The 26,382-nt window shown below is 66.6% G+C and carries 21 protein-coding genes and 1 tRNA gene; 18 read left to right on the plus strand and 4 right to left on the minus strand.

The window, feature by feature from the left end:
• Nucleotides 1-49 precede the first annotated feature (49 nt).
• The 16 genes from ACPPVQ_RS05595 to ACPPVQ_RS05670 all read left to right on the plus strand — a co-directional run bounded on the left by ACPPVQ_RS05595 (nucleotide 50) and on the right by ACPPVQ_RS05670 (nucleotide 19,573).
• Nucleotides 50-2,482 carry a DNA polymerase III subunit gamma and tau gene (locus tag ACPPVQ_RS05595; protein WP_426519474.1) on the plus strand — a complete coding sequence of 811 codons (2,433 nt, stop codon included), beginning with the start codon at nucleotides 50-52 and terminating at the stop codon, nucleotides 2,480-2,482.
• Nucleotides 2,483-2,485: 3 nt separating this feature from the next.
• On the plus strand, nucleotides 2,486-3,082 hold the full coding sequence (recR, locus tag ACPPVQ_RS05600) for a recombination mediator RecR (RefSeq protein ID WP_426519476.1): 597 nt from the start codon (nucleotides 2,486-2,488) through the stop codon (nucleotides 3,080-3,082).
• A 300-nt stretch (nucleotides 3,083-3,382) separates the two neighbouring features.
• Nucleotides 3,383-4,672 carry an aspartate kinase gene (locus tag ACPPVQ_RS05605; RefSeq protein WP_426519478.1) on the plus strand — a complete coding sequence of 430 codons (1,290 nt, stop codon included), beginning with the start codon at nucleotides 3,383-3,385 and terminating at the stop codon, nucleotides 4,670-4,672.
• 69 nt (nucleotides 4,673-4,741) lie between these two features.
• Entirely contained in the window at nucleotides 4,742-5,815 is a 1,074-nt protein-coding gene (locus ACPPVQ_RS05610) for an aspartate-semialdehyde dehydrogenase (protein WP_426519480.1), read from the plus strand.
• A 12-nt stretch (nucleotides 5,816-5,827) separates the two neighbouring features.
• On the plus strand, nucleotides 5,828-6,274 hold the full coding sequence (locus ACPPVQ_RS05615; RefSeq protein WP_426519482.1) for a DUF1801 domain-containing protein: 447 nt from the start codon (nucleotides 5,828-5,830) through the stop codon (nucleotides 6,272-6,274).
• 43 nt (nucleotides 6,275-6,317) lie between these two features.
• Nucleotides 6,318-7,793, plus strand: coding sequence for a malate:quinone oxidoreductase (locus ACPPVQ_RS05620; protein ID WP_426519484.1), 1,476 nt, complete (start codon nucleotides 6,318-6,320; stop codon nucleotides 7,791-7,793).
• A gap of 147 nt (nucleotides 7,794-7,940) precedes the next feature.
• Entirely contained in the window at nucleotides 7,941-9,632 is a 1,692-nt protein-coding gene (locus ACPPVQ_RS05625) for an ABC-F family ATP-binding cassette domain-containing protein (protein WP_426519486.1), read from the plus strand.
• Nucleotides 9,633-9,663: 31 nt separating this feature from the next.
• Complete coding sequence (locus ACPPVQ_RS05630; RefSeq protein ID WP_426519488.1) at nucleotides 9,664-10,776, plus strand: Rv2578c family radical SAM protein; 1,113 nt, start codon at nucleotides 9,664-9,666, stop codon at nucleotides 10,774-10,776.
• 84 nt (nucleotides 10,777-10,860) lie between these two features.
• Nucleotides 10,861-12,075: a sensor histidine kinase gene (locus ACPPVQ_RS05635; RefSeq protein WP_426519490.1), complete on the plus strand. Its 1,215-nt coding sequence runs from the start codon at nucleotides 10,861-10,863 to the stop codon at nucleotides 12,073-12,075.
• The gene (locus ACPPVQ_RS05640; RefSeq protein ID WP_426519492.1) at nucleotides 12,072-13,217 is read left to right on the plus strand and encodes a hypothetical protein; all 1,146 of its coding nucleotides are present in this window, start codon (nucleotides 12,072-12,074) and stop codon (nucleotides 13,215-13,217) included. Before ACPPVQ_RS05635 ends, ACPPVQ_RS05640 begins: the two co-directional genes overlap by 4 nt.
• 6 nt (nucleotides 13,218-13,223) lie before the next feature.
• Entirely contained in the window at nucleotides 13,224-13,892 is a 669-nt protein-coding gene (locus ACPPVQ_RS05645; protein WP_426519494.1) for a response regulator transcription factor, read from the plus strand.
• Between the two features lie 31 nt (nucleotides 13,893-13,923).
• Nucleotides 13,924-14,601, plus strand: coding sequence for a thymidine kinase (locus ACPPVQ_RS05650; protein WP_426519496.1), 678 nt, complete (start codon nucleotides 13,924-13,926; stop codon nucleotides 14,599-14,601).
• A 14-nt stretch (nucleotides 14,602-14,615) separates the two neighbouring features.
• Complete coding sequence (locus ACPPVQ_RS05655; RefSeq protein ID WP_426519498.1) at nucleotides 14,616-15,929, plus strand: UDP-glucose dehydrogenase family protein; 1,314 nt, start codon at nucleotides 14,616-14,618, stop codon at nucleotides 15,927-15,929.
• A gap of 100 nt (nucleotides 15,930-16,029) precedes the next feature.
• Nucleotides 16,030-17,808, plus strand: coding sequence for a DUF4012 domain-containing protein (locus ACPPVQ_RS05660; RefSeq protein ID WP_426519500.1), 1,779 nt, complete (start codon nucleotides 16,030-16,032; stop codon nucleotides 17,806-17,808).
• 71 nt (nucleotides 17,809-17,879) lie between these two features.
• Entirely contained in the window at nucleotides 17,880-18,455 is a 576-nt protein-coding gene (locus ACPPVQ_RS05665) for a hypothetical protein (RefSeq protein WP_426519502.1), read from the plus strand.
• A gap of 83 nt (nucleotides 18,456-18,538) precedes the next feature.
• Nucleotides 18,539-19,573 (plus strand): LLM class flavin-dependent oxidoreductase, encoded by a 1,035-nt coding sequence (locus ACPPVQ_RS05670; RefSeq protein ID WP_426519504.1) that lies wholly within the window; start codon nucleotides 18,539-18,541, stop codon nucleotides 19,571-19,573.
• Between the two features lie 58 nt (nucleotides 19,574-19,631).
• Here the strand turns inward: ACPPVQ_RS05670 and ACPPVQ_RS05675 are convergent.
• From ACPPVQ_RS05675 to ACPPVQ_RS05685, 3 genes are all read right to left on the minus strand, one after another.
• Nucleotides 19,632-19,705: transfer RNA gene (locus tag ACPPVQ_RS05675), tRNA-Pro, on the minus strand.
• A gap of 65 nt (nucleotides 19,706-19,770) precedes the next feature.
• Nucleotides 19,771-20,748, minus strand: a complete 978-nt coding sequence (locus ACPPVQ_RS05680) for a metallophosphoesterase (protein WP_426519505.1) — start codon at nucleotides 20,746-20,748, stop codon at nucleotides 19,771-19,773.
• A complete protein-coding gene (locus tag ACPPVQ_RS05685) occupies nucleotides 20,748-23,306 on the minus strand; it encodes a transglycosylase domain-containing protein (RefSeq protein ID WP_426519507.1) in 2,559 nt (852 codons plus the stop codon). Before ACPPVQ_RS05685 ends, ACPPVQ_RS05680 begins: the two co-directional genes overlap by 1 nt.
• 68 nt (nucleotides 23,307-23,374) lie before the next feature.
• Here ACPPVQ_RS05685 and ACPPVQ_RS05690 point away from each other — a divergent pair, with 68 nt between their 5' ends.
• A complete protein-coding gene (locus tag ACPPVQ_RS05690; protein ID WP_426519509.1) occupies nucleotides 23,375-23,548 on the plus strand; it encodes a hypothetical protein in 174 nt (57 codons plus the stop codon).
• On the plus strand, nucleotides 23,545-24,018 hold the full coding sequence (locus ACPPVQ_RS05695; RefSeq protein ID WP_426519511.1) for a RidA family protein: 474 nt from the start codon (nucleotides 23,545-23,547) through the stop codon (nucleotides 24,016-24,018). The genes ACPPVQ_RS05690 and ACPPVQ_RS05695 overlap by 4 nt, the downstream gene beginning before the upstream one ends.
• A gap of 7 nt (nucleotides 24,019-24,025) precedes the next feature.
• Here the strand turns inward: ACPPVQ_RS05695 and acs are convergent, their stop codons facing one another.
• Nucleotides 24,026-25,975, minus strand: coding sequence for an acetate--CoA ligase (acs, locus tag ACPPVQ_RS05700; protein ID WP_426519513.1), 1,950 nt, complete (start codon nucleotides 25,973-25,975; stop codon nucleotides 24,026-24,028).
• Nucleotides 25,976-26,382: the final 407 nt, after the last annotated feature.

Raw genomic sequence — 26,382 nt, forward strand, 5'->3', positions numbered from 1 at the left:
GGCCTGTGGATGAGACTCTTCTGTCAGCGGCGACAAGTAGCATAGGGAGGTGGTCACAGCCCTCTATCGCCGGTATCGGCCAGACACTTTCGCCGAGATGATCGGGCAGTCACAGGTGACCGAGCCGCTCATGACCGCACTGCGAACAAATCGTGTGAACCACGCCTATCTGTTCAGTGGCCCACGAGGTTGTGGCAAGACCACATCGGCGCGCATCCTGGCGCGCTGCCTCAACTGTGCGGAGGGTCCGACCGATACTCCGTGCGGCGTCTGCGCGAGCTGCGTGGAGCTCAGCCGCGACGGCGGCGGTTCGCTCGATGTGGTCGAGATCGACGCGGCGAGCCACAACGGCGTCGACGACGCCCGCGACATCCGCGAGCGCGCGATCTTCGCCCCTGCTCGCGACCGCTACAAGATCTTCATCCTCGATGAGGCGCACATGGTGACGCCGCAGGGGTTCAACGCGCTGCTCAAGATCGTGGAAGAGCCGCCGGAGCACGTGAAGTTCATCTTCGCGACGACCGAGCCCGAAAAGGTCATCGGCACCATCCGTTCGCGTACGCACCACTACCCGTTCCGGCTGGTTCCGCCCGCCCAGATGCTCGACTACGTGCAGAAGCTCTGCGACGCCGAAGGCGTGAGCGTGGCTCCCGGAGTGCTGCCGCTGGTCGTGCGTGCCGGCGGAGGTTCCCCGCGCGACACCCTGTCGCTGCTCGACCAGCTGATGGCCGGCTCCGAAGGCGACTCCGTCGAGTACGAGCGTGCGGTAGCGCTGCTCGGCTATACGCACGCAGCCCTGCTCGACGAGGTCGTCGACGCGATCGGCGTGCACGACGCCGCAGGGGCGTTCGCGGCCGTCGATCGCGTGATCCAGACCGGACAGGACCCGCGGCGATTCGTCGAGGACCTCCTCGAACGGCTGCGCGACCTCATCGTCGTGGCGGCGACAAGTGCCGAAGGCGCCGCCGCCGTCCTCAGGGGTGTGCCCCAAGACGAACTCGATCGCATGAGTGTGCAGGCCACCAAGTTCGGAGCGGCCGAACTGTCCCGCTCCGCCGACATCGTGAACGCGGCGCTCACAGAGATGACCGGCGCGACATCACCACGCCTGCACCTCGAACTGATGATCGCGCGCATCCTGGTCCCGTCCAGCGACGCGTCCGAACGTGGCGCGCTTGCCCGGGTCGAGCGGCTCGAGCGCCGTGTCGGGGTCAGCGATTCCGATGCCGCCTCGCCGAGTATGCCTGTTGCCGCGGTCGCGGTTGCGCCGACTGCAGCTGCCCCTGCTTCCGTCGCTGCCGCGGTGGCGCCAGCGGCAGCGACGCCTGCCGCAGAGGCGCAGGTCGAATCCGGGGCCCCTGCCGCATCGTCGCCGGCGGTCGCCGTGGCGTCACCGGTCGGACCCGTCACGACGCAGCAGGTCAAAGACGCGTGGCCGCAGATCCTCGATGCCGTCCAGCGTGCCAAGCGCAGTGCGTGGATGGTCGTCTTCACCGCACAGGTCCGCTCGCTCAATGACGATGTGCTGTCGCTCTCCTTCCCCAGCGACAACGATGTGGCGAGCTTCCGGCAGCAGGGCGCAGGGCAGGGCGTGAGCGAATACCTCCGCCAGGCGATCGTCGAAATTCTCGGCATCCGTGTCAAATTCATCGCCCGGGCCGATGGCGCCCCCGCGTCGACGGCGCCGGCTACGGCAGCTCCCGCGGCTCCCGAGGTCGCTGATCCTCCATCTTCAGAAGCCGTCGCGAACGCGATGGGTAAGCCTGCCGGACAGGTACCGACCGCGCAGAAGTCAGAAGGCCAGCCGCCGACTGCGCCGAAGTCAGCAGGCCAGCCGCCGACTGCGCAGAAGTCAGCAGGCCAGCCGCCGACTGCGCCGAAGTCAGCACAGGCGTCGGTCGCGCAGAAGGCCGCAACGGAGAAGCCGCCCGCGCAGCAGGTCGCAACGGAGAAGCCGTCCGACCACAAGGCGCCGGTGCGGGCGCAATCGGCGCCGAAGCCGCCCGTGCAGAAGTCCTCGGCGCAGAAGCCGCCGGTGCAAGCGTCCGCAGCAACGACCACGAGCTGGGCGACGGTGGCCATTCCCGGATCCGGTTCGGCGGCAGCCGGCGGCGCTCCGGCGGTTGGCGAGCGAGTCGCCGATGACGACATGCCGTACGACGACGTTCCCCCGCCCGAGACCGAGCCCCCGTTCGAGCCCCCTGTGCCGGCCGAACACCCTGCGCCGGCCGAACACCCTGCGCCGGCCGAACACCCTGTGCCGGCCGACGCTGCGCCGGTTCCGTCTGCAGTGCCGGTCCAGCGAGCCGAGCCGGCTCGCAACCCGTCGGAGACCCTCGTCGAGCGTGCCGCGACCGTTTCTGCAGGTCGTTCGACGCCGACCTTCCAGGAGCCGCAGCGCTACGGGGAGTCTGTCGTTCGCGAGATTCTCGGGGCGAGTTTCATCGAAGAGCAGCAGGTCCAGCCGGGCGGGACGAGGTAGTCCGTGTACGAAGGCATCGTTCAGGAGTTGATCGACGAGCTCGGCCGCCTGCCCGGAATCGGGCCCAAGTCGGCACAGCGCATCGCGTTCCACATCCTCCAGACGGAGACGTTCGACGTCACCCGCCTCGCCGAGGTGCTGCTCGAGGTGCGCGACAAGGTGCGGTTCTGCGAGATCTGCGGCAATGTCTCCGAGCAGGAGACCTGCTCCATCTGCCGTGACCCCCGGCGCAACCCGGCAATGATCTGCGTCGTCGAAGAGGCCAAAGACGTCGTCGCGATCGAACGCACCCGCGAGTTCCGCGGGCTCTACCATGTGCTCGGCGGCGCCATCAGCCCGATCGACGGCATCGGCCCCGACGACCTTCGCATCCGTCAGCTCATGCAGCGGCTCGCCGACAACACCGTGCAAGAAGTGATCATCGCCACCGACCCCAACCTCGAAGGCGAAGCGACGGCGACATACCTCAGCCGATTGCTCAGTGCTCTCGAAATCCGTGTCACGCGGCTCGCATCCGGACTCCCCGTCGGCGGCGACCTCGAATACGCCGATGAGGTCACGCTTGGCCGCGCCTTCGAAGGCCGTCGCCTCGTCTCCTGACCGGCCCGAGCATCCGGGCATCCGTGCATCCGGGCATCCGTGCATCCGTGCACGGTTCGGTCTGCTCCGGCGCATCGCTCCCGCGTTCATAAAACAGGAGAACGTGTGACTGGAGTGGCGGAAGTCCACCCGAACCGACCGAATCGGTCACTTCAGTGCGCATCCGTCACACGATCTCCTGTATTGCGAACCGCGCCTCCCCGCGCCCCGGGCCAGCGTCATATTCCAGAGGCGGCAATCGCCGGCCGGTAGAATGGATGCTCCGGCGATGATCGCCCCAACTCGCCCCCAGGAGTGTACGTGGCCCTAATCGTGCAGAAATACGGCGGATCCTCCGTCGCCGACGCCGAGAGCATCAAGCGCGTAGCGAAACGAATCGTCGAAACCCGCAAGGGCGGAAACGAGGTCGTCGTCGCGGTGTCGGCAATGGGCGACACCACCGACGAACTGCTCGACCTGGCTCACGCCGTCACCCCCATCCCGGCCCCGCGCGAGCTTGACATGCTGCTCACCGCCGGTGAGCGCATCTCGATGGCGCTTCTCGCCATGGCGATCCGCAGCATGGGCTATGACGCGCGCTCGTTCACCGGCAGTCAGGCCGGAATGATCACGGATGCCCAGCACGGCTCCGCGCGCATCGTCGACGTGACCCCGGGGCGCATCCTCGACGCCCTTTCCGAGGGGGCGATCGCGATCGTCGCCGGCTTCCAGGGTTTCAACCGCGACACGAAAGACATCACCACGCTCGGGCGCGGCGGTTCCGACACGACGGCGGTCGCGCTCGCCGCTGCGCTCAACGCCGAGATCTGCGAGATCTACACGGATGTCGACGGCGTATTCACCGCCGACCCCCGCGTCGTGCCGATGGCGCGCAAGATCGACCGCATCACCAGTGAGGAGATGCTGGAACTGGCTGCGGCGGGCGCGAAGGTGCTTCACATCCGCGCTGTCGAGTATGCACGCCGCCACGGCGTGACCCTTCACGTTCGGTCGTCGTTCAACAACAACGAAGGCACGCTCGTCCTACACGAGAATGCGGCGGCAGCCGCGAAGCAGGAAGACGGAAGCACTGTGGAAGAACCCATCATCGCCGGAGTCGCCACTGACCTGAGCGAAGCGAAGATCACCGTCGTCGGGGTGCCCGACGTTCCGGGCAAGGCCGCCCAGATCTTCAAGATCGTCGCCAAGACCGACGCCAACGTCGACATGATCGTGCAGAACGTGTCGGCGGCAGCCACGGCCCTCACCGACATTTCCTTCACGCTTCCGAAGTCGGAAGGCCAGCGCGTGCTGACCGCGCTGAAGGCCGAGCAGGGCGATGTCGGCTTCGCGAACCTGCAGTATGACGACCAGATCGGCAAGCTGGCGCTTGTCGGTGCCGGGATGCGCACCAACTCGGGCGTGTCCGCGAAACTGTTCGAAGCGCTCTATGAGGCGGGCATCAACATCGAGATGATTTCGACGAGCGAGATCCGCATCTCGGTCGTCACCCGGGCCGACAGTGTGAACGAGGCGGCCCGCGTCGTCCACCGCGCGTTCGGTCTCGACGGCGACGCCACCGCGATCGTCTACGCGGGCACAGGTCGCTGACTCCCGGGAATCAACCCCGTATCCATTACGTTTCACCCGAACAACCCAGCAAACCGCGAAGGATCCATCGTGAGCGAAGCCCGAGAATTCACCGTAGCCGTCGTCGGCGCAACCGGCCAGGTCGGAAGCGTGATGCGCCGCCTGCTCGAGGAGCGCGCGTTTCCGGTGGGGCGCATCCGCTTCTTCGCCTCGGCACGGTCTGCCGGAACCACGCTTCCTTTCAAAGGCGAGAACATCGTCGTCGAAGACGCGGCGACAGCCGATCCGGCTGGAATCGACATCGCCCTGTTCTCGGCCGGGGCTACGGGGTCGAAGGCCCAAGCGCCCCGTTTCGCCGCGGCCGGCGCGATCGTGATCGACAACTCCAGCGGATGGCGCATGGACCCCGAGGTTCCGCTCGTGGTCAGCGAGGTGAACCCCGAAGCGATCGCGGATGCGCACAAAGGCATCATCGCGAACCCCAACTGCACCACCATGGCAGCGATGCCTGTGCTGAAAGTCCTGCACGACGAGGCCGGCCTCGAACGTCTCATCGTCAGCACCTACCAGGCCGTATCCGGTTCCGGCCTCGCAGGAGCTGAGGAGCTCGCCGGCCAGATCCGGGCAGCGGTCGGAGATGAGAACCTGCTGCAGCTGGTGCACGACGGATCAGCGATCACCATGCCCGAGCCGGTGAAGTACGTTCGCCCCATCGCCTTCGACGTGATTCCCCTCGCCGGATCGATCGTCGACGACGGCTTCAACGAGACGGATGAGGAGAAGAAGCTCCGCAACGAGAGCCGCAAGATCCTGGGCCTTCCCGAGCTCCTGGTCAGCGGAACCTGCGTGCGCGTGCCGGTGTTCACCGGTCACTCCCTGTCGATCAACGCCGAGTTTTCGCGCGCTCTGTCGCCGGAGCGCGCGACCGAGCTTCTCGCATCTGCTCCCGGTGTCGTCGTCACCGACGTTCCGACTCCACTCGAGGCGGCCGGCAAAGACCCGAGCTTCGTCGGCCGCATTCGCCAGGACGAGGGTGTTCCGGGTGGCCGTGGCATCGCCCTGTTCATCAGTAACGACAACCTTCGCAAGGGTGCCGCGCTGAACGCGGTGCAGATCGCAGAACTGGTGGCGGCCCGTCTGGCGTCGGAGTCCGTTCCCGCCTGAGGCCGTCGACCCATGGTGAAGGTGTCGGTACCGCCCGGGGTCGCGGCATACTTCGATGCGCTCAGCGCCGACAAGCGTGCGGTCGTCCTGCCGGTCTTCGAGACGGTGCGTGCCGCCATGCCTGAGGGGTACCGTCTCGGGATGCAGTGGAAAATGCCCGGCTGGGTGGTTCCTCTCGAGCTGTTTCCCACGACCTACAACAAGCAGCCGCTCGCGTACGTCAGCATTGCCGCGCAGAAGACCTACAACTCGCTGTACCTGATGGCGATCTACAGCGACACCGATGAGGACAGCCGGTTCCGCGAGGCGTGGTCCCGCGGGGGTCGAACACTTGACATGGGCAAGAGCTGCCTGCGGTTCAGGACGCTGGCCGACGTCGATCTTGAACTGGTGGCGGAGACCGTTGCCGCCTTCCCGGTCGAGCGGTTCCTTGCCACGTATGAGCGCATCCGGGGCTGACCGGGCGTGCCGGCGCTCCGAAATGCCCCATTACACTTGACGGGTGAGTAATTCCCCCATCGACGTCGTCCTCATCGGTGGCGGCATTATGAGCGCAACGCTGGGCGCCCTCATCCAGCGGGTCCAGCCCGACTGGTCGATCCGCATGTACGAGAGCCTCGGCGAGGTGGCCCAGGAGAGCTCCAACCCGTGGAACAACGCCGGCACCGGGCATGCCGCGCTGTGCGAGCTGAACTACATGCCCGAGGCACCCGACGGAAGTGTCGACGCGTCGAAGGCCATCAGCATCAACGAGCAGTTCCAGCTGAGCCGCCAGTTCTGGGCGAGCCTTGTGCGGGCGGGCGACCTGCCGGATCCACGCGGGTTCATCAACTCGACGCCCCACATGACGTTCGTGCGCGGCCGGGACAACGTGCGTTACCTGCGCCGTCGTTACGAGGCACTGAAAGACCAGCCCCTGTTCGCGGGCATGGAGTATTCCGAAGATCCCGCGGTGATCGCCGAGTGGACGCCGCTGCTCATGAAGAAGCGCTCGGCCAAGCAGCGCGTCGCGGCAACGCGCGTCGCCGCCGGAACCGATGTCGATTTCGGTGCCCTGACGCGAGCCCTCACCGACAATCTCACCGCCCGCGGGGGAGAGGTCGTCCTCAATCATCGGGTCCGGAGCATCCGCCGTACGAAGGACGGCTTGTGGAAGCTCCGCGTGCGACACGAAGTGGGCAACACCCCGCATGAGGTCACGGCGCGATTCGTGTTCGTCGGCGCCGGTGGCGGGGCGTTGCACCTTCTGCAGAAGTCGGGCATCGCTGAGATCAAGGGCTTCGGAGGGTTCCCGATCAGCGGGCAGTTCCTGCGCACCAGCAACCCCAAGATCGTCGCCCAGCACCAGGCGAAGGTCTACGGCAAGGCCGCTGTCGGCGCCCCGCCCATGTCTGTGCCGCACCTCGACACCCGCGTGGTCGACGGGGAGACGTCCCTGCTCTTCGGGCCGTATGCGGGCTTCAGCCCGAAGTTCCTCAAGACCGGGTCGTGGTGGGACCTTCCCGGCTCGGTGCGACCCTCGAACCTCGGTCCGATGCTCGCCGTCGCCAGGGACAACTTCGATCTCGTCAGATACCTGATCAGCGAAGTGCTGGCCAACCGCGAGAAGAAGGTCAAGGCGCTGCGGGAGTTCATGCCCACCGCGCGAAGCGAGGACTGGGAGCTCATCACTGCCGGGCAGCGCGTGCAGGTGATGAAGAAGGACGAGAAAAAGGGCGGTGTGCTGCAGTTCGGCACCGAGGTGATCGCCGCCGCAGACGGCTCGATCGCAGGCCTGCTCGGCGCCTCGCCCGGTGCGTCCACGGCCGTTCCGATCATGCTCGACGTGCTCGAGCGGTGCTTCCCCGACCGCTATTCGACGTGGCTTCCAGTGCTGAAGCAGCTCATCCCGACCATCGGGACGACGCTCAACGACAAGCCTGCAGAAGCCGCGAAGGTCATCGCGTCTACCGCAGGCACCCTCGAACTCACTGCCTGAACGCACTGGACAGGCGCATCCGAAGGATGTTAGCCTCGTCCCCGCTATGAAGTAGAAACCTCCTTTCGTCCCGCGCCTGAGGCAGCCATCGTGCACGCCCGGCGGGAACCGCCTCCGCACGCGGAGTGTTTCGAAAGAAGGTCTGCTTTGGCATTCCCCCCAGTTTTCAACGATTCCCTTTTCAACGGTTCTCTCCCGGTCGCCTCGGTGACCGACTACCTCAAGGCCGACGGCCTTTCCCGAAGCTACGGCGAGCGTCGTGTGCTGACGGATATATCGGTGACGGTCCCTGCCGGTCGGCGACTCGGCCTGATCGGCGAGAACGGCGTCGGCAAGTCGACACTGCTGCGCATCCTCGCCGGCGAGGAAGAGGCGGATTCGGGAGCCATCACCCGACCTGCGCGCACCGGCATCCTGTGGCAGGAGGTTCGTTTCGATCCATCGCAGACTCTCGACGACCTCATCGAGTCGGCGCTGAGTGGCGTGCGCGCGATCGAGCGCGAACTGGAGGCCGCTGCGCAGGCACTGGCGGATGGCACGACCGGCCGCTACGAGCGCGCGCTCGAGGCTGCGGAGCGTGCCGAGGTCTGGACGGTGGAATCCCGCCGCGATGAACTTCTCGACGGCCTCGGTGTCGCGGGTATACCGCTCACCCGGCGCCTGTCGGAGGTCTCCGGCGGACAGCGCAGCCGGTTCGCGCTGGCCGCGCTCCTTCTGGAAGGGCCGGACGCGCTCCTCCTTGACGAGCCGACGAACCACCTCGACGACGACGCCTGCGCCTTCCTCGAGCGCCAGCTGACGGACTGGCGCGGTCCGGTCGTCTTCGCCAGTCACGACCGGGCGTTCCTCGACTCGGTCGCGACGGATCTCCTCGACCTGGATCCGACCAGGGACGCGCGTACGACGTTCGGCGGCAACTATTCGGACTACCTCGTGGCGAAGGCCGACGAGCGTGCGCGCTGGGAACGCCGGTTCGCGGAGGAGCAGGACGAACTGAAGGCGTTGACGTTCGCTGTCGATGTGACGGCGCGCAGCATCGCGTTCTCCGGCAAGCCCCGCGACAACGACAAGTTCGCCAAGTCGATCAAAGGCGGCGCATTGGACAAGCAGATCAGCCGGCGTATCCGAAACGCCTCGGGCCGTCGCGACGAGCTCAGGCGAACCCAGGTGCGCAAGCCGCCATCGGTGCTGAGCTTCACCGGCATACCCTCCGGCTCGCACGCGCTGGGCGAGGCGGACGGCCTGCTTTTGCAGGTGGCGGATGCGCGGATCGGCGACCGCCTCGATGTCGCGTCGTTCCGGGTCGAGCCGCAGTCGCGCATCCTGATCACCGGCCACAACGGGGCGGGCAAGTCCACGCTCCTGGCGGCGCTGGCCGGAGTGGTCGCGCTCGATGCCGGCTCCGTGAGCCGGCGGAAGGGACTGCGGGTGGGGATGCTGGAGCAGGATGTGCGGTTCGCCGATCCCACCGCGTCGCCCGGGCGGCTCTTTCGCGACTCGGTGGGCGAGAAGCGCGCTGAGGCGATTCCCCTCGTCAGCCTTGGGCTGATCACGCCACGCGACATCGATCGCCCTGTGGGTGCCCTCTCCATCGGCCAGCAGCGACGTCTGGCGCTCGCCCTGATCCTGGCGAAACCGCCGCACGTCTTCTTGCTGGACGAGCCGACGAACCACCTTTCGCTCGGCCTGGCGACGGAGCTGGAGGAGGCTCTCGGCGGCTATCCCGGTGCCGTAGTCGTGGCGAGCCACGACCGGTGGCTGCGCTCCACCTGGGACGGCGAGCGCGTGGAGATGACGGGAGGGCGGGTCGTGGGCCACGACACACCGCGGTCGGCTTGACGTACATTCGAACATATGTTCGAATTATCCCATGCGGTGGAGCGGACAGGAACTGGCTGTGGAGGAGCCGTCGGCCCTGCCCGGACTGGCACGGCTGAACAACCTCGTCCGTTCGGTGAAGACGCCGGAGTTCGCCGGCATCACCTTTCACGAGGTGCTGGCGAAGTCCGCACTGAACAAGGTTCCGGGCGGCAGCGCGATGCCGTTCGGGTGGACGATCAACCCCTACCGTGGCTGCTCTCACGCATGCGCCTACTGCTTCGCGCGGCCGACGCACACCTACCTCGACCTCGATGCGGGAAAAGACTTCGACAACGAGATCATCGTGAAGATCAACGTCGCAGAGGTGCTCCACAAAGAGCTGGCGAAGCCGAGCTGGGGGCATCATCATGTCGCTCTCGGCACCAACACCGACCCGTACCAGAGGGCCGAGGGGCGCTACGCACTTATGCCGGGCATCATCGGAGCGATGACGGATTCCGGGACCCCGTTCAGCATCCTGACGAAAGGGTCGCTGCTGAGACGCGATCTCGACCTCATCGTCGCCGCCTCCGAACACGTGCCCGTCGATCTCGCGATGTCCATCGCGGTCTACGACGACGAACTTCAACAGTCGGTGGAGCCAGGAACCCCGAGCACGAAGGCCCGCCTCGCCACGGTGACGGCCGTGCGTGAGCACGGTCTCGACTGCGCGGTCTTCCTCATGCCGATACTGCCCTACCTCACGGACACCCGCGCTCACCTCGACGAAGCGCTGCGGCAGGCGAAAGCCGCGGGCGCAACATCCGTGCTGTACTCCGCTCTGCACCTGAAGCCTGGCGTGAAGGAGTGGTTCTATCTCTGGCTCGAGCAAGCGCGTCCAGAACTCCTTCCCAGCTACCGCAAGATGTATGCGGGCGGCACCTACGCACCGAAGGCGTATCGGCAGTGGCTCGCCGCGAAGCTCAAGCCCTTGATCCGTTCACACGGCCTCGAGCGAGGCTATGAAGATCCGCTCACGGGCGGTGTGAGGTCCACAGCGCTCGGCATAACCCGTGACGCCGATGGCGAGCGACGACGTTCCACCTCCGGCCGGGCCAGCCCGAACGAGATGGCTCCCGACGCTGCCCTGTCGGCGATCCAGGGCCAGCCGACGCTCTTCTGAACGCGACCGTGACCCCTCCAACTGGGGTACAAGAATTTCCATCCGGGGTACACGGGAAGCAGTTCCGGTGGAATAATCCGAAACATGTCACTGGGTTTGCCGAGCCATCTCGCGCGTGCAGCCAACAGTCGGGCCCTCGCAGCGGCCGCCCAGGCGGCCGCGCTCGTGTGCCTGGCCTCAGCGTTCGTCAACCTGCTCATCGCCGGGCTGGGCTCAGCCGGAGGCCGCTACTGGTATGCCACGCTCGTGCTCGTGCCGATGGGGGCGCTCCTCGTCGTCCTCAGCCGGCGACGCACAACCGCGCTCACCATCGCATATCTCGCCGTGGGTACCGTATCCACCTACCTCTACGCCGTCGCGGTGCTCGCGCTCACGCCGAGCTACCACAACACGAACCTCTTCGTCATCGCACTTCCGATCGTGGCGATGACGCTCGTCGGCGGAACGGGCTCCGGCGCGCTCGCCGGCATCCTCTGGGCCACCCTCGGATTCGCACTCGCCGAGGCCGCCGTCTATTTCGCCGCGCTGACAGCAGGCCGCGCGTTCCACACCGACGCCATCTCCCTCGGCGCCTACCTCCTGATCGTGGGCGTGCTGGCCTTCGACGGGCTGACGCGAGGAGTTCGCAGTCGCCCGCAGTCGGCCATCCACCGCGCCATCAGGGACAACCGCGAAGCCGAGGTTCGCCGCGAACTCGCTGTCGAAGCGGCGGCGGAGCTCCACGACACCGTGCTCAGTGAACTCGTGACTATCGCGAGCTCGGCGCCGGGTCCTTTGCGGCCGCAGCTGCGGCAGCGCATTGAGGCGGATCTCCGCCAGCTCGGTCGGGATCCGACAGCGGGGCCGTTCGAGCGGCGCATCACACCGGCCGATCCCGCAGAGGCCTGGTACGAGAGCGACCTGCGGGAAGCGATCGAGCTCGCCAGGGACGAAGGCCTCTCGGTCGATGTCTCCGGCGACCGGGAATCGCTCGGCCTGCTCAGCACGGACCGGCGCAAGGCCGTCGGGCTCGCCGTCCGGCAGTGCCTCGTCAACGTGCTCAGGCACTCAGGAAGCGCGACGGCAGAGATCGCCATCTCTGCGTCCGACTCGAGCGTCTCGGTGCTCGTCGTGGATGCGGGGCGTGGTTTCGCGACGTCGCCCGCAGCGACCGATCGCCTGGGGCTGCGCAACTCGGTCCACGATCGAATCGAGCGGGTCGGCGGAAGTGTCACGATCTGGTCCAGTCCCGACATCGGCACCACCGTCATGATGCGCGTGCCCTCCTCGCAGGCCGACGAAGAAGGACTTGCCTCGTGAGGGGCGACGAGCAGACGCCTCAGCGCCTCGATCCGATCGGCACACTGTCGGCATGGCCTCTCGGGCCGGTCATCGGCGCCGTCATCATGATCTACGCCGGGTACTCCACGCTCAACCACCGCGATCAGCTCACAGATCCGCCACTCGCGTGGTTTGCGCTCCTCGTCATGCTCGGCGCAATCGTCTACTACTCTTCGAGGTCCCGTTCGACCGTCGCACCTTTCAGCAGGGTCGGGATGATCGTCGTCGTCGGGCTCTCAGTGCTTGCGAGCACGCTGTTCACGCTCTCGGTGTGGGGTGGCAACAGGATTATCCAGGACGACTGGGGACAGATCGCCATCGCCCTCATGTTCATCACGCTGCCCTTGTACCGTCCGATCGCCGAGGTGATCGCGGCATCCGTCTTCGCCGCCCTGGTCGTCGGCGTCGAAGCTGCGCTGCAAGGGCCGTCGCTCCAGATCGCCAACATTCCCCTGGTCTACTTCACCGTGGCTGCCACGCCGGTGATCGCGCTCGCGCTCGCCGGCTGCGCATACGCGTCGGTGATGTCCAGCGACACTCAGAGGTGGAACGAAGCTGCCCGCGAGTCGCAGGTGCGGCTCGACCCGGAGCTGCGCGAAGGGGCGACCCGGATGATCCACCAGGAACGGATGACCCTGCTGAACAGCGCGGCCGTTCCCTATCTCGTCGACGTCCTCGAGAGGGGCGAGCTCACGGCCGACGATATCGAGCGTGCCCGCACGATTGCGGCGTCCGTCCGCCGGAGCGCGGTGCACGACGTGGATCTCCACTGGCTCGAAGAAAGTGTCGCCAGGTCGGTCGACCACCCTGCCCGGGGCGCCGTCGTCGATCCGGACACGCTCGCGGACGCGATGAGCGAACAGCTCCGGGGGATCGTCGGTGCGATCGTCGCATCGGCTTCACGCACCCATGGGTTCGACCCATCGTCGCTCAAGATCGAAATAGCCGCCGTCGCCGGGCGGGCCCACACCATCATGAGCGCAGGGATCGCCGCGCCCGGACCCCGGCTGCGACACGCTTTCATGCCGTACCTGGCCGCCCTGCGCGCCGTCTCGACCGATGCGACGCTCGACGCTCAGGACGGCTCAGTGACGATACAGTTTTCTTATGGCGGGTCCTGAAGCACGATGAGCGCGTCAGAACCGAACCCGATGCCGGGGCCGATCCGTCTGGCCCTTCTCGATGACCACGAACTGCTGCTCGACAGCCTCGCCAGCTGGATCACCGCCAATGCGCCCGAATTCGAGCTCGTGCTGCGTGCGAGCACGTGGCTCGACCTGGTTCACAGCGATGCCTTTCCCACGGATCTGGTGATGATGGACCTGCAGTTGCGTGAGACGGTCTCGATCGGCGCTCGCGTGCGCACCTGCCGCGCCGCTGGAGCGAAGGTGATCGTCCTGACGGCGATCGACGCACAGGCCGATCGTGACAGCGCGCTGGCGGCCGGTGCGGCGGCCTACCTCAACAAGTCCGAGCCGATGAACGAGGTCATGGCCGTCGCCCGCTCGGTCATGGGCCTCGACGGTTCGCCCGCCCCGGAACCTGCCTGGCGGCCGCTCCCGACGGGCGCGACCCAGATCGCCCGACCGCATCTCAGTGACGGGGAGCGGCTCGCCCTCTCGCTGTACGCAGACGGGCGGACCACCGGGCAGGTGGCGCGTGAGATGGGCGTGCAATACGAAACTGCCAAGACGTACCTCAGGCGCGTTCGCGAGAAGTACGGAAAGGTGGGCCGGCCGACGAGTTCCCGAGCGGATCTCATCCGGCGCGCCGCAGAGGACGGCTACCTCACCTGAGAGCCGGGGCACCACCCCGTAGGATCGTCTCGTGGCAAAACTGTATTTCCGATACGGCGCGATGAACAGCGGCAAGAGCACTGCAATGCTGCAGGCGGCGTACAACTACGAAGAGCGCGGGCATCGGGTCCTTCTGGCCAAGCCGGCGATCGACACCAAAGGCGACATGGGCATCCTGTCGCGCCTCGGTGTGACGCGGGATGTTGATTTCCTGATCGCCCCGGAGACCGACGCGTACGGCAGGTTCCAGCACCACCGTGAGCGCACCATCAAACGTTATGAACGCGACGTCAGCTGTCTGCTGGTCGACGAGGCGCAGTTCCTGACCGAGGCCCAGGTCGACGATCTCCTTCGCATCGCCTTGCTGGAGAACATTCCCGTGCTGGCATACGGCATCCGCACCGATTTCCAGACCGTGGCCTTCCCTGGCAGCCGCAGGCTGCTCGAGATCGCGCACAGCCTCGAGGAACTGAAGACGATCTGCCGCTGTGGACGCAAGGCGATCTTCAACGCCCGCAAGATCGACGGGATCTTCGTCTTCGACGGCGACCAGGTGGCGATCGACGGGGCATCCGTCAGCTACGAATCGCTGTGCGGCGCCTGCTACCTGCAGGAGAGCCAGGGGGTGCTCAACAACGGCAGGCGTCGCTGGCCTGTCGAAGCGGGCACTCCTGCGTACATGGCCGAGCCCGATCCCGACTTCACCTGACCCGAAGGGCCACCATGAAGATCTCCGTCATCGGATGCGGTTACCTGGGTGCCGTCCACGCCGCCGCGATGGCGGAACTCGGTCACGAGGTCGTCGGCATCGACGTCGACGCCGCGAAGATCGAAAGCCTGTCGGCGGGCATCCCTCCGTTCTTCGAACCGGGGCTGCCGGCCATCCTGGCGTCTGCAACCGCGACCGGGCGGCTGCGGTTCAGCACCGACATCGCCGACGCAGCCGGCGCATCCGTTCATTTCGTTGCGGTGGGCACCCCGCAGCAGCGGGGCGGCAACGCCGCAGACCTTCGCTTCGTCAACGCCGCGTTCGAGGCCCTCGCCCCGCACCTCAAGGCGGGCGATGTGGTGGCCGGCAAGAGTACGGTGCCGGTCGGCACCGCATCACGGCTCAGCGCCAGGCTCGAATCCACTGCGCCGGGCGCGGTCCTCGCCTGGAACCCCGAATTCCTGCGCGAAGGCTTCGCGGTCAAGGACACGATCTCGCCGGACAGGCTCGTATACGGCGTTCCCGATGGCGAACCCGGCGCCCTCGCGGCGAGCGTTCTCGATCGGGTCTACGCATCCGCCATCGAGGGCGGCACCCCGGTCGTGGTGACCGACTACGCGACCGCGGAACTGGTGAAGGTGTCGGCCAACGCGTTCCTCGCGACCAAGATCTCGTTCATCAACGCGATGGCGGAGATCGCCGAGGTGACCGGTGCCGACGTGACGGCTCTTGCGGATGCGATCGGCTACGACGCGCGGATCGGCCGCCGCTTCCTCAATGCGGGCGTCGGCTTCGGCGGAGGGTGCCTCCCGAAGGACATCCGTGCCTTCACGGCGCGCGCCGAAGAGCTCGGCCGCGGAGAGTCGGTCGCCTTCCTCAAGGAGGTCGACCAGATCAACCTGCGGCGCAGGCAGCGTGTCATCGACCTCATCGTCGAACTGCTCGACGGCCAGGTCAATGGCAAGCGGATCGCCGTGCTCGGCCTCGCGTTCAAACCGCATTCCGACGACGTGCGCGATTCGCCTGCGCTCGACGTCGCAGTACAGCTGCGTGGGCTCGGGGCGGAGGTCGTGGCGACGGATCCGCAGGCCATTGAGAACGCGCGGGTCCGGCATCCGCAGCTGAAGTATGCGACCGACGCGAACACGGCCCTGCAGGACGCCGACGCTGTCGTGCTTGTCACGGAGTGGCCGGAATACACGGCGCTCGAGCCTGAAGTGGTCGGAGAGCGCGTGCGTGGCCGGGTGATCGTCGACGGCCGCAACGCTCTGGACGCTGTGGCATGGCGGGCGGCGGGATGGACGTACCGAGGGCTCGGGCGCCGTTGACCGGGCTCTCCAGACGCTGAGCACAGCGTCGCAGGCGCCTCCCCGTTCGGGGGGTGCCGCACCACTCTCGCAAAAGCTGAGGAATTGTTAGATTTGCGGGATGGAGTCCACCCCGAAAATGTCCACGCGTAGGCGTGTGATCTCGATCACCGTGGCATGCGTGGTCCTGGTGACCGCTGCGGCGGTGGGCTGGATCGGGATCCGCGGGTTGATCGCCAAGCAGGAACTGAAAAAGATCACGCCCCTCGTCTACGCAGTCGAAGACTCTGTCGCGTCCGGCGACCTCGGCGCGGCCAGGTCGGCGGCGACCGAACTCGGCGACCACGCCCGCCTGGCTGCAAGCCTGACCGACGACCCTCTGTGGCGCGCAGCCGAGATCCTTCCCATCATCGGGCCGAACCTTGCGGCGGGCCGGCAGCTGGCGGCGGCGGCGGCCGACGTATCCGATCGCATCGTGTCGCCGCTCATCACCGTGTCTGCGTCCGTCGACCTCGCGAAATTCAGGCCGGTGAAGGGCGCGGTCGACCTCGCTCCGCTGGTCGCGGCGACACCGACGATCGTCCGTGTGCAGAAGGCGTACGACGACGTGCATCGTGCCGTCGGGGCGATCCGGACCGACGGCACGCTCGGGGTCGTCTCCGATGCGGTCGGCAAGGTCAGGGGTGCCGTCGATGGTGTCGGCCCGTCCATCACCGCGCTCGCGAACAGCGTGCGCCTGCTTCCGGGCATGCTCGGCGCCGACGGGCCGCGCGGCATCCTGCTGCTGGCGCAGAATCCGGCCGAGCTTCGCGCCACCGGAGGCATCGTCGGATCCCTCGTGCTCATCCATGCCGACAAGGGATCGATCAAACTCGTCGCCCAGGCGTCGACGGCGGACTTCCCTGCGCTCGCACACCCGGTCATGCCCCTGCCGACAGCGACCGAAGGTCTCTTCGGAACAGTGGTCGGCCGCTACGTACAGGATGTCGGCGCGACGCCGTACTTTCCGGTTGCTGCACAGCTGGCGGCGAAGATGTGGACGACGAAGTTCGGCGGACGGATCGACGAGGTCCTCGCCATCGACCCGGTGACGATCGGGTACCTTCTCGGAGCGACCGGACCGGTCACGATCGCGGATGGCCGGCAGCTCGATGCGAACAACGCCATCCCTTTCCTGCTTCGGGATGTCTACAGCGACTATTCGTCCAGCGGTCAGGATGCCGTCTTCGCTTCGGCGGCCGCGGCCGTCTTCACCAAGGTCGCATCGGGCTCGGCGGATGCGACGGCGCTCGTTCGCGCGCTGGCGCAGGCGGGCGCAGAGCGTCGCCTGCTGATCTGGAGCGCCCACCCGGCGGAGCAGTCAGTGATCGCGTCGACGACTCTGGCGGGAGGGCTGCCCGTATCGACATCTTCTGCCGCCGGCGTCGGGGTGTACTTCAATGATGCGACCGGAGGCAAGATGGACTACTACCTGAAATCCACGGTGGCAGTTGCGTCGGCCTTCTGCCGCGCCGACGGTACGCCGTCGTCGCGCGTGACGGTCACCCTGACCAATACGGCGCCGGCCGACGCCGGCCAGTCGTTGCCTGCGTATGTGACGGGCTACGGGATCTTCGGAGTGATACCGGGGATGATCCGTACGCGCGTCGTCGTCTACGGTCCGGATGGCGGGCTGCTCGTCGGAGCGACGGGCGGCGGAGCGTTCCGCAACCCGAGTCGTGCCGCGACCGATTCCGGTCGTCCGGTGAGCATCTCGACGGTCGACCTTCGACCGGGAGTGACCAAGACCGTCGTCGTCGACCTTCTGAACGTGAAGCAGAAGGCCGCCGACGCGATCCTGACGGTTACCCCCACTCTGGGTGGCACGGTGGCGACGAACGTTGCTCTTGCCTGCAAGTGAGCAGTAAACTGAGGATTAATCACGTTGGGTACTCCCGGCGTGTTCGCAGGCCACGTCCGGAGGCGTCGCTCATGTCAAAGAAGCTGTTCGCCACATTGCTCCTCATCGTCGCCACGACCTTCGCTGCGCCCCTTGCCGCCAACGCCGACGACTACACGTCCGACGGCGGCTGCACCATCAGCCCGACGACCGTCCAGGGCGGAGGGTCCGCCACCCTGACCTGCGATCCCGGCACATTCGGCGATTCCGAGGGCGTCGACTACGTCGTCTCCGGGCAGAACGGAGCGGATGCTCACCTTGCGTCCTTCCGCACCTCCGTCAGCACTGCGAGCGTCGTGAAGGCGTCCGCGCCCGACGGGAGCGCCGAACTCGTCATCACCGTCCCACGCTCGGCGAGCGGCGCCTATGACGTCACCGGCACCGGGGAGGCGAGCCACGCATCCACCACGGCGACGATCACGGTCATCCCGGCAGACGACCCGGCGCGCTCGGCCGCGACCTCCTCCGGTTCGGGCAGCGGGCTCGCCGACACGGGGTCGATCATCAGCGCATCGCTCATTTCCGTCGGTGTGGGATTGGTGCTCGCGGGGATCATCGTCGTGATCATCGTCGCAGCTCGCCGCCGCCGCGAATCCCTAGGCCGGTGAGCCCCGGGCGGTTCGCGTCGGCTGTGAGCCGCCCGGGTGAACTCCTCGGGAATCGCTGAGGGCGGTTCGTCGTTGCCAGAAGGGTGAATACTGCAGCGACCGCATCCGTGCCCCTCAACGTCCTCGACCTCGCGAGCCGCCCCTTCGGCGGCAGCAACGCGGATGCCGTCCGCGGCTCGATCCGGCTCGCCCAGGAGGCGGAACGGCTCGGCTACTCCCGTTTCTGGGTCGCCGAGCACCACGGAATGCCTGCCATCGCATCCAGCGCACCGGCAGTCCTGATTGCGGGCATCGCGGCGGCGACCGACCGCATCCGGGTGGGCAGCGGGGGAGTGATGCTGCCGAACCACGCGCCGCTCGTCGTCGCCGAACAGTTCGGCACGCTCCGGGCCCTCTACGGCGACAGGATCGACCTCGGCATCGGTCGCGCGCCGGGAACAGACGGCGCAACCGCGATGGCACTCCGACGGAGCGCCGAAGGACTCGGTGTCGAAGACTTCCCGCAGCAGCTCCTCGACCTCTTCGGGTTCTTCTACGGAGGACTCAGCGACTCCAATCCCCTGCACAGCATCACCGCTGTCCCGGGGCTCGGCGACGCACCACAGGTCTGGCTCCTCGGGTCGAGCGGATACAGCGCGCAGGTCGCAGCGGCGCTCGGGCTGCCCTTCGCCTTCGCCCACCATTTCGCGGGTGAGAACACCGAAGCAGCCCTCGAGCTGTACCGTTCGCGCTTCACCCCGAGCGACATCCTCACGGAGCCGCACAGCATGATCGCCGTGAACGTGATCTCGGACGACGACCCTGAGGTGGTGCGTGCGCAGTCGCTTCCCGGCCAGCTGTCGTTCCTGCGGATGCGGCAGGGCGGCAAGCCGCAGCCGGTCAGCATCGACGAGGCGCTGGCCCACGAGTTCACCGCGCTCGAGAAGGAGTTCATCGAAGCCCGGGTCGCCCGGCAGGCGGTTGGCACACCGGACGAGGTCGAAGTGCGACTCACGTCGCTGCTTCAGTCCACCCGCGCCGACGAACTCATGATCGCTTCTGGGGCGGCCACAGTGGATGCGCGCATCCGCTCACTGCAGATCGTCGCCGACCGCCTCGGGGCACGAGCGACGGCGTGAGGCACGCGTGACGGCTTAAAAGGCTGTTGCCGGAGCGATATGCTCCGGCAACAGTGTGTCGGGGTGGCGGGATTCGAACCCACGACCTCTTCGTCCCGAACGAAGCGCGCTACCAAGCTGCGCCACACCCCGAGTGGCCCGAAGGCCTCAACTAGGATACACGCTGCGGAGCGGGGTCGCTGACCAGTCCGCCTTCGCTAACGTGCGGGGATCAGCGTGAGAAAGGTCGCTTCGGGCGGGCAGGCGAAACGGAACGGCGCGTAGATCGACGTGCCGAGCCCCGCAGACACGTTGAGGTATGCCGAACGGAAGGCGTGCCTCCAGATGCTCAGGCCTTTCGCCTGCCGACGCGGGATATCGCAGTTGGTGACGAGCGCTCCGAACCCGGGGATGCAGACCTGGCCGCCGTGGGTGTGACCCGCGAAGATCAGCGACGCACCGTAAGTCACGAAGGAGTCGAGCACGCGCTGGTAGGGAGCGTGCGCCACCCCGACCGTCAGCGTGGGGCGTTCGTGTTTCGGGGCGTCCTCCGGCCACATCGCGTCTTCGGAGTACGGGTCGTTCTCGCGCAGCTCTTCAAGGGCGCCGGGGATCAGGTCGAGCCGGTCGAAGTGGCGGTGAGGGTCATTCACGCCGAAGAACTCGACGTGAGTGCCGACGAGGTCGAGCGAGCCGGCCGAGTTGTTGAGGTCGAGCCAGCCGAGGTCCTCGAGATATGCGGTGAGAGCGGCGTTGTCGAGGAGCGCCGCCGTCGTGGCCATTTTCGACGGGCCCGTGAAGTACTTCATGGGGTTCTTGGCCTGGGGGCCGTAATAATCGTTCGATCCGTGCACGAATACCCCGGGAATGCCGCGGAACCGTTCGAATGCGTACTCGATCCCCGGCAGGCCGTCGACGTGACCCAGATTGTCGCCGGTGTCGACGATGAGATCGAGATCGAGGTCGGCCAGTGACCGGATCCAGTCCTGCTTGTCCTTCTGCCACGGAGCCATATGCAGGTCGGAGAGGTGAAGCACGCGGATCGGGCGCGCGCCGGCAGGCAGCACGGGCGCCGTCACCCGTCGCAGGGTGAACATCTTGCGTTCGACCAGTGTGCCCCAGGCGAAGGCGCCGACGGCCGCAGCGCCGGCCACCGCGAGTGCGGTGGCGGCGCTGCGGACGTGTGTGCGTGCCACTACGGTTTCGGTGCCCCGGTCGGTGGTGTCGACGACTGCTGAAGCGTCAGTGTGACCTTCGAGCCGGCCTTCACGCCGGTTCCGGCGCCGGGATCCATCGTCTTCACGATGTCGTCGGGGTTGCCCCCGCCGCCCTTGGCCTGCACACTGAAGCCGCTGAGCGCCGACTGGGCCTGCGAGAGCTTCATGCCGACCACGTTCGGAAGCGCGACCAGCGAACCGTTGCTCGTGTAGACCGTGATCACCGTGCCCTTGCCCACGCTCGCACCGGCACCTGGATCGGTGCTGTCCACCGTACCTGCCGGGCGTACTGAGTCACGCGGGCCGCCATCGGCATAGTTCAGGCCGAGGCCCTCGACGATCGACTTCGCTTCGGCGGGTGAACGACCCGTGAGGTCGGGCACCTGCACCTGCACGCCGTGAAGGAGCTTCTGGTCGGGTGCCTGGAACGGGTCCCCGCCGAACTTCGCGATCGAAGCGCCCATGATGTTGCGCATCACGGCGGTTCGGGCGAGTGCGGGCGTCGTGCCGTGCGTCGGGTAGATGCTGCGCATCGAGACGTGGCCGTCGATGTTGCCGACCCAGTACGCGCCGGCCATCTTGGTGGTCGATGCGACGAGCCAGATCTGCTCGTTGTTCTCTGTGGTCCCCGTCTTGGCGAGCATGTCGACATTGCTGGGGTTCATCCCCGCGGCGGTACCGACCGTCGTGACCTTCTGGAGTGCGTACGCCATCGTTGCGGCGACCTGGGGGTCGACGGCCTGCGTGCACTTCGACTTCGGGGCTGGAACTTCCTTGCCCGTGCCGTCGTAGATCTTGTCGATCGCGATCGGGGTGCAGACGACGCCCTTGTTCGCGATGCCTGCGAATGCGGTCGCCATCGTCAGGGGCGCGATCTCGTTGATGCCGAGCACGCTGCTCGGGGGGCTCTTGAGCGTGCCTCCGTCGGCGCGGTGAACATCGAATGCCTCGGCATCGTGGCGGATGTCGCAGAGGTCGAGCTCATGGGCCATCGCGATGTAGGCCGTGTTGACCGATTCCGTCGTCGCGGTCTGGGCGCTCATGATTCCGCCCTCGCCGGCCGAGTCGTTCGTCGGGTGGTACGGGCCTGAGGACGGGCCGTCACAGCTGTTCTTGAAGGTCGACGCGTCGTAGGTCCTCGGGTTCCCGTTGACGGTCTCGTTCAGCGAGTGACCGGCCTGCAGCCAGGCAGCGAGCGTGAACACCTTGTACGTCGATCCGGTCTGGAAGCCGCTCGATCCGCCGTACGCCTGGTCGGTGTTGTAGTTGATCGAGGTGTAGTTCGCTCCCGATTTGAGCACCGCGGGATCCTGGCTGTAGTCCTTGTTCTGCGCCATGTACAGCACGCGGCCGGTGCCCGGCTGGACGCCCGTGGCGGCAGCACCGAGGTTGGCCTGGTCGTAGGTCTTCGGCACGTAGTCGCGGATGGAGCCTTCCGCCGCGCCCTGCATGTCGAGGTCCTCGGTCGTGTAGATCTTGTAGCCGCCGCGATAGAAGTTCGAGGTGCGGGTGTCGGCATCCTTGCCGAACGCGGGGTCGTTGAGTGCGATCTTCTGCACGTAGTCGCAGAAGTAGGCGGAGCCGCCCGCGGTCTGGCAACCACGGACCGACGGGGTGATCTTGGGCGTGATCTTGCTCTTCAGCGCTTCTTTGTACTGGGCCTCGGTGAGCTTCTTGTACTCGTACATCTTGCCGAGGATGTAGTCGCGGCGTTCCTTGTTGGCTGCGTAGCCGTTCTTGGCGCCGTTCGTCTTGCTTGTGGGGTCGTCGAGCTTGAGCGCGGTCGGCTGGTTCACGATCGCGACAAGGCTGGCCGCCTGTGCCGGAGTGAGGGTCTTCGCCGAAATGCCGTAGTAGTAGCGCGCGGCAGCTTCGATTCCGTAGACGCTTCCGCCGAATCCGGCGATGTTGAGGTACCCGTCGAGGATCTGGTCCTTCGAGTACTTCTTCTCGAGGCCGATCGCGTACTTCATCTCCTTGATCTTTCGATCCGGGCTGATGCCCGTCGAGTCCTGCACGCACGCGTCGTACGCCTTCTGGTCGGCGTCGGTCTTGACCGGCTTCGCCTCGCACTTCTGAAGGAGCACGTTCTTGACGTACTGCTGGGTGATCGACGAACCGCCCTGGACATCCTTCTTGAGAGCGGTGAAGAGCGCGCCTCGGATGGTTCCCTGGATGTCGACTCCACCATGCGAATAGAAGCGCGGGTCTTCACCGGCGACGGCCGCATCCTTGGCGGACTGGGCGATCTGGTCGAACTTCACTGGCAGGCGGTTCTGGGCGTAGAAGGTGGCCAGCGGAACGTTGGCTCCGTTGCTCGCCTTCGCGTAGATGGTGGTCGGCTGGGCGAGCTCTCCGACGGCGAGATACTCCGGGAGGCCCTCGAATGCGCCGATGCTGTCGTTTGCGGCCATGCCGGTCACCGCGATGGCGGGGGTGACGGCGGCAGTGACGAGGAGGCCCGCGACGACACTCATGCCGACGAACGCGCCAAGCGCACCGAGCGCACCTCTAGCCGGGGGTTTTTTGGCAGACATAGAATCAAGCGTAGGTGAGAAACCTGACAAACCCCCTGAACGACCGAGCTGAACGCACGAGGAGAACCATGCCCCGCTGGGAATACGCGACGATTCCGCTGATCATCCACAACACTGCGGCAATCCTCAACACGTGGGGTTCCGAGGGGTGGGAACTCGTCCAGGTGGTGACCGGACCTGAAGGCGGCCTCGTCGCCTACCTCAAGCGCCCCGTGCTCGACGCGGACGGCGGCGACCAGTGACCTCCGCCATCGACGCCCGCCTCGCCGAGCTCGGAATCGAGCTCCCCGACATCGTTCCTCCTGTTGCGGCCTACATCCCGGCCGTGGTTCAGGGCAATCTTGTCTTCACCTCCGGCCAGCTCCCGATGGTGTCGGGCGCCCTTCCGGCGACCGGCAAGGTGGGTGACGGCCACGGTCTCGTCCCGGCGAGCGACGCCAGGGACTATGCCCGCATCTGCGCACTCAACGCTCTGGCGGCGGCCAAGGGCGTGATCGGATCGCTGGACCGGGTGACCCGCATCGTCAAGGTCGTCGGGTTTGTCGCATCCGATCCGTCGTTCACCGGGCAGCCGGGTGTCATCAACGGCGCGTCCGAGGTGCTCGGGCAGATCTTCGGCGACGCAGGAGTCCACGCCCGGTCCGCGGTCGGTGTGGCCGCGCTTCCCCTGGATGCTCCGGTCGAGGTCGAACTGGTCCTCGCGTTCGACTGACCTGCCGCTACTTCAGCTTGCCCTGGATGATCGTCATCACGGTCGTGTCTGCGAGCGTGGTGGTGTCGCCGATCTCGCGGCCCTCCGCCACGTCGCGCAGAAGGCGGCGCATGATCTTGCCCGACCGGGTCTTCGGCAGTTCGTTGACGACGAAGATCTGACGCGGCCGGGCGATCGCGCCGATCTGCTCGGCGACATGGGCTCGCAGGATGGCCGCGACATCCTCGGAATCGGCCACCTCCTGCTGGCTCTGCTTGATGATGACGAACGCCACGACGGCCTGACCGGTCGTCTCGTCGCTGGCGCCGACGACGGCCGCCTCCGCGGTGAGCGGATGCGCGACCAGCGCCGACTCGATCTCAGCGGTCGAGAGACGGTGGCCTGAGACGTTCATGACGTCGTCGACCCGTCCGAGAAGCCAGATGTCGCCATCGTCGTCGAGGCGTGCGCCGTCGCCCGCAAAATACTTGTCGCCGAACTTCTCCCAGTAGGTCTCCTTGAAGCGCTCAGGGTCGCCCCAGATTCCGCGCAGCATGCTCGGCCACGGCTCGGTGACGACGAGGAGGCCGCCATTGCCCTGGCCCACGTGCTCGCCTGCGTCGTCCAGCACGTCGACGGTGATGCCCGGGAGCGGAGTCTGCGCGCTTCCAGGCTTGGTGGCCGTCACACCCGGGAGTGCGGAGATCATGATGGCGCCGGTCTCGGTCTGCCACCAGGTGTCGACGACAGGCGTCTTGCCGCTCCCGATGACTTCGCGGTACCACATCCACGCCTCCGGGTTGATCGGTTCGCCGACCGACCCGAGCACACGCAGGCTGCTGAGGTCGAAACCCTGCGGGATCTGGCGGCCCAGCTTCATGAAGGAGCGGATGGCCGTGGGGGCGGTGTAGAACAGCGAGACCTTGTACTTCTCGATGATCTCCCACCAGCGACCCTGATGCGGGGTGTCTGGCGTGCCCTCGTAGAGCACCTGGGTTGCGCCGTTGGCGAGCGGTCCGTAGACGACGTAGCTGTGACCGGTGATCCAGCCGATATCGGCCGTGCACCAGTAGACGTCGGATTCCGGGTGAAGGTCGAAGACGTTCTTGTGGGTGAAGGCGGCCTGGGTGAGGTAGCCGCCCGACGTGTGGAGGATACCCTTCGGCTTTCCCGTCGTTCCGCTCGTGTAGAGGATGAACAGCGGCTGCTCGGCCCCGAACGACTTCGCCACGTGGTCGGCGTCGACCTGGGCGATCTCATCGTGCCACCAGAGGTCGCGGCCTTCGGTCCACTCGACGTCGTTGTCGCCGCGCTTGACGACGAGCACGTTCTCGACGGTCGAATCGCCCGCCGCGAGGGCGGCGTCGACGGCGGACTTCAGGGGGAAGACCTTGCCTTTGCGCCACCCGCCGTCTGCGGTGATCACGAGTTTGGCGCTGGCGTCGTCGATGCGGGACCGCAGGCTCTCAGCGCTGAACCCGCCGAAGACGACGGAGTGCACGGCGCCGATGCGCGCGACGGCCAGCATCGCGATCACCGCCTCAGGGATCATCGGCAGGTAGATCGCGACCCGGTCGCCCGCACGGATGCCGAGGCTGGTCAGGAGATTGGCAGCGCGCTTGACCTCTGCCGTCAGTTCGGCGTAGGTGATGGAGCGGCTGTCGCCCGGCTCGCCTTCCCAGTGGATGGCGACCCGGTCGCCGTTGCCGGCGAGCACGTGCCTGTCGAGGCAGTTGTACGCGACATTGAGTTCGCCGTCGTCGAACCAGGTCGCGAAGGGAGGATTCGACCAGTCGAGCGACTTCGTGAACGGTTTGTGCCAGTGGAGGAGTTCACGCGACTGATCGGCCCAGAAGCCGAGCCGGTCGGCCGAGGCGCGCTCGTACAGGTCGGCGCTGGCGACGGCCTGGGCGGCGAACTCCTCCGTCGGGGGAAAACGTCGTTCCTCGTGCAGCAGGTTGTCGATTGTGTTGCTCATGGGGAGTCGTTTCGCTCCTTCGCGATACTGGTTTTGGCGGGGGTCGTGGCGCGACTTCTACCGACATTACCGCTTGGCGGTGACCCCATAATCGGAGACTTGCGTAACCAGTTAATAGGCGTACACTAATACCCGGCCGAATGTATATTCTGGCGTGCGGCGCGAACGATTCCCCCCAATCACGCGTCGCTGTGGCGGCACCTGTTCCCCCCAATAGGTGCCGCCCCCCTTTGTTTAACGGGCCACGTGTTAACGGGCCGCGTCGTTCGCGTCCTGAAGCGAGCGTGCGTGATGCGGACGAGCGTGCTCCGCGCAGCAGGCACGGTGGGCCGCAGGGATCACGCTCGGCGACTGGCGGCGGCCGGCTTGCCGCTTGCCGCCGGTCAGTGGCCGCCTTCTCCACAGGA

It is taken from the genome of Leifsonia sp. McL0618, assembly GCF_049994905.1.
Lineage (GTDB): Bacteria > Actinomycetota > Actinomycetes > Actinomycetales > Microbacteriaceae > Diaminobutyricibacter.

What these genes read in the sequence shown, in the direction of transcription:
- ACPPVQ_RS05655 (WP_426519498.1), top strand. Translation starts at nt 14,616, where the DNA reads ATGAAGATCTCCGTCATCGGATGCGGTTACCTGGGTGCCGTCCACGCC.
- ACPPVQ_RS05665 (WP_426519502.1), top strand. Translation starts at nt 17,880, where the DNA reads ATGTCAAAGAAGCTGTTCGCCACATTGCTCCTCATCGTCGCCACGACC.
- ACPPVQ_RS05690 (WP_426519509.1), top strand. Translation starts at nt 23,375, where the DNA reads ATGCCCCGCTGGGAATACGCGACGATTCCGCTGATCATCCACAACACT.
- ACPPVQ_RS05615 (WP_426519482.1), top strand. Translation starts at nt 5,828, where the DNA reads ATGGTGAAGGTGTCGGTACCGCCCGGGGTCGCGGCATACTTCGATGCG.
- ACPPVQ_RS05635 (WP_426519490.1), top strand. Translation starts at nt 10,861, where the DNA reads ATGTCACTGGGTTTGCCGAGCCATCTCGCGCGTGCAGCCAACAGTCGG.
- acs (WP_426519513.1), bottom strand. Translation starts at nt 25,975, where the DNA reads ATGAGCAACACAATCGACAACCTGCTGCACGAGGAACGACGTTTTCCC.
- ACPPVQ_RS05685 (WP_426519507.1), bottom strand. Translation starts at nt 23,306, where the DNA reads ATGTCTGCCAAAAAACCCCCGGCTAGAGGTGCGCTCGGTGCGCTTGGC.
- ACPPVQ_RS05630 (WP_426519488.1), top strand. Translation starts at nt 9,664, where the DNA reads ATGCGGTGGAGCGGACAGGAACTGGCTGTGGAGGAGCCGTCGGCCCTG.
- ACPPVQ_RS05660 (WP_426519500.1), top strand. Translation starts at nt 16,030, where the DNA reads ATGGAGTCCACCCCGAAAATGTCCACGCGTAGGCGTGTGATCTCGATC.
- ACPPVQ_RS05645 (WP_426519494.1), top strand. Translation starts at nt 13,224, where the DNA reads ATGAGCGCGTCAGAACCGAACCCGATGCCGGGGCCGATCCGTCTGGCC.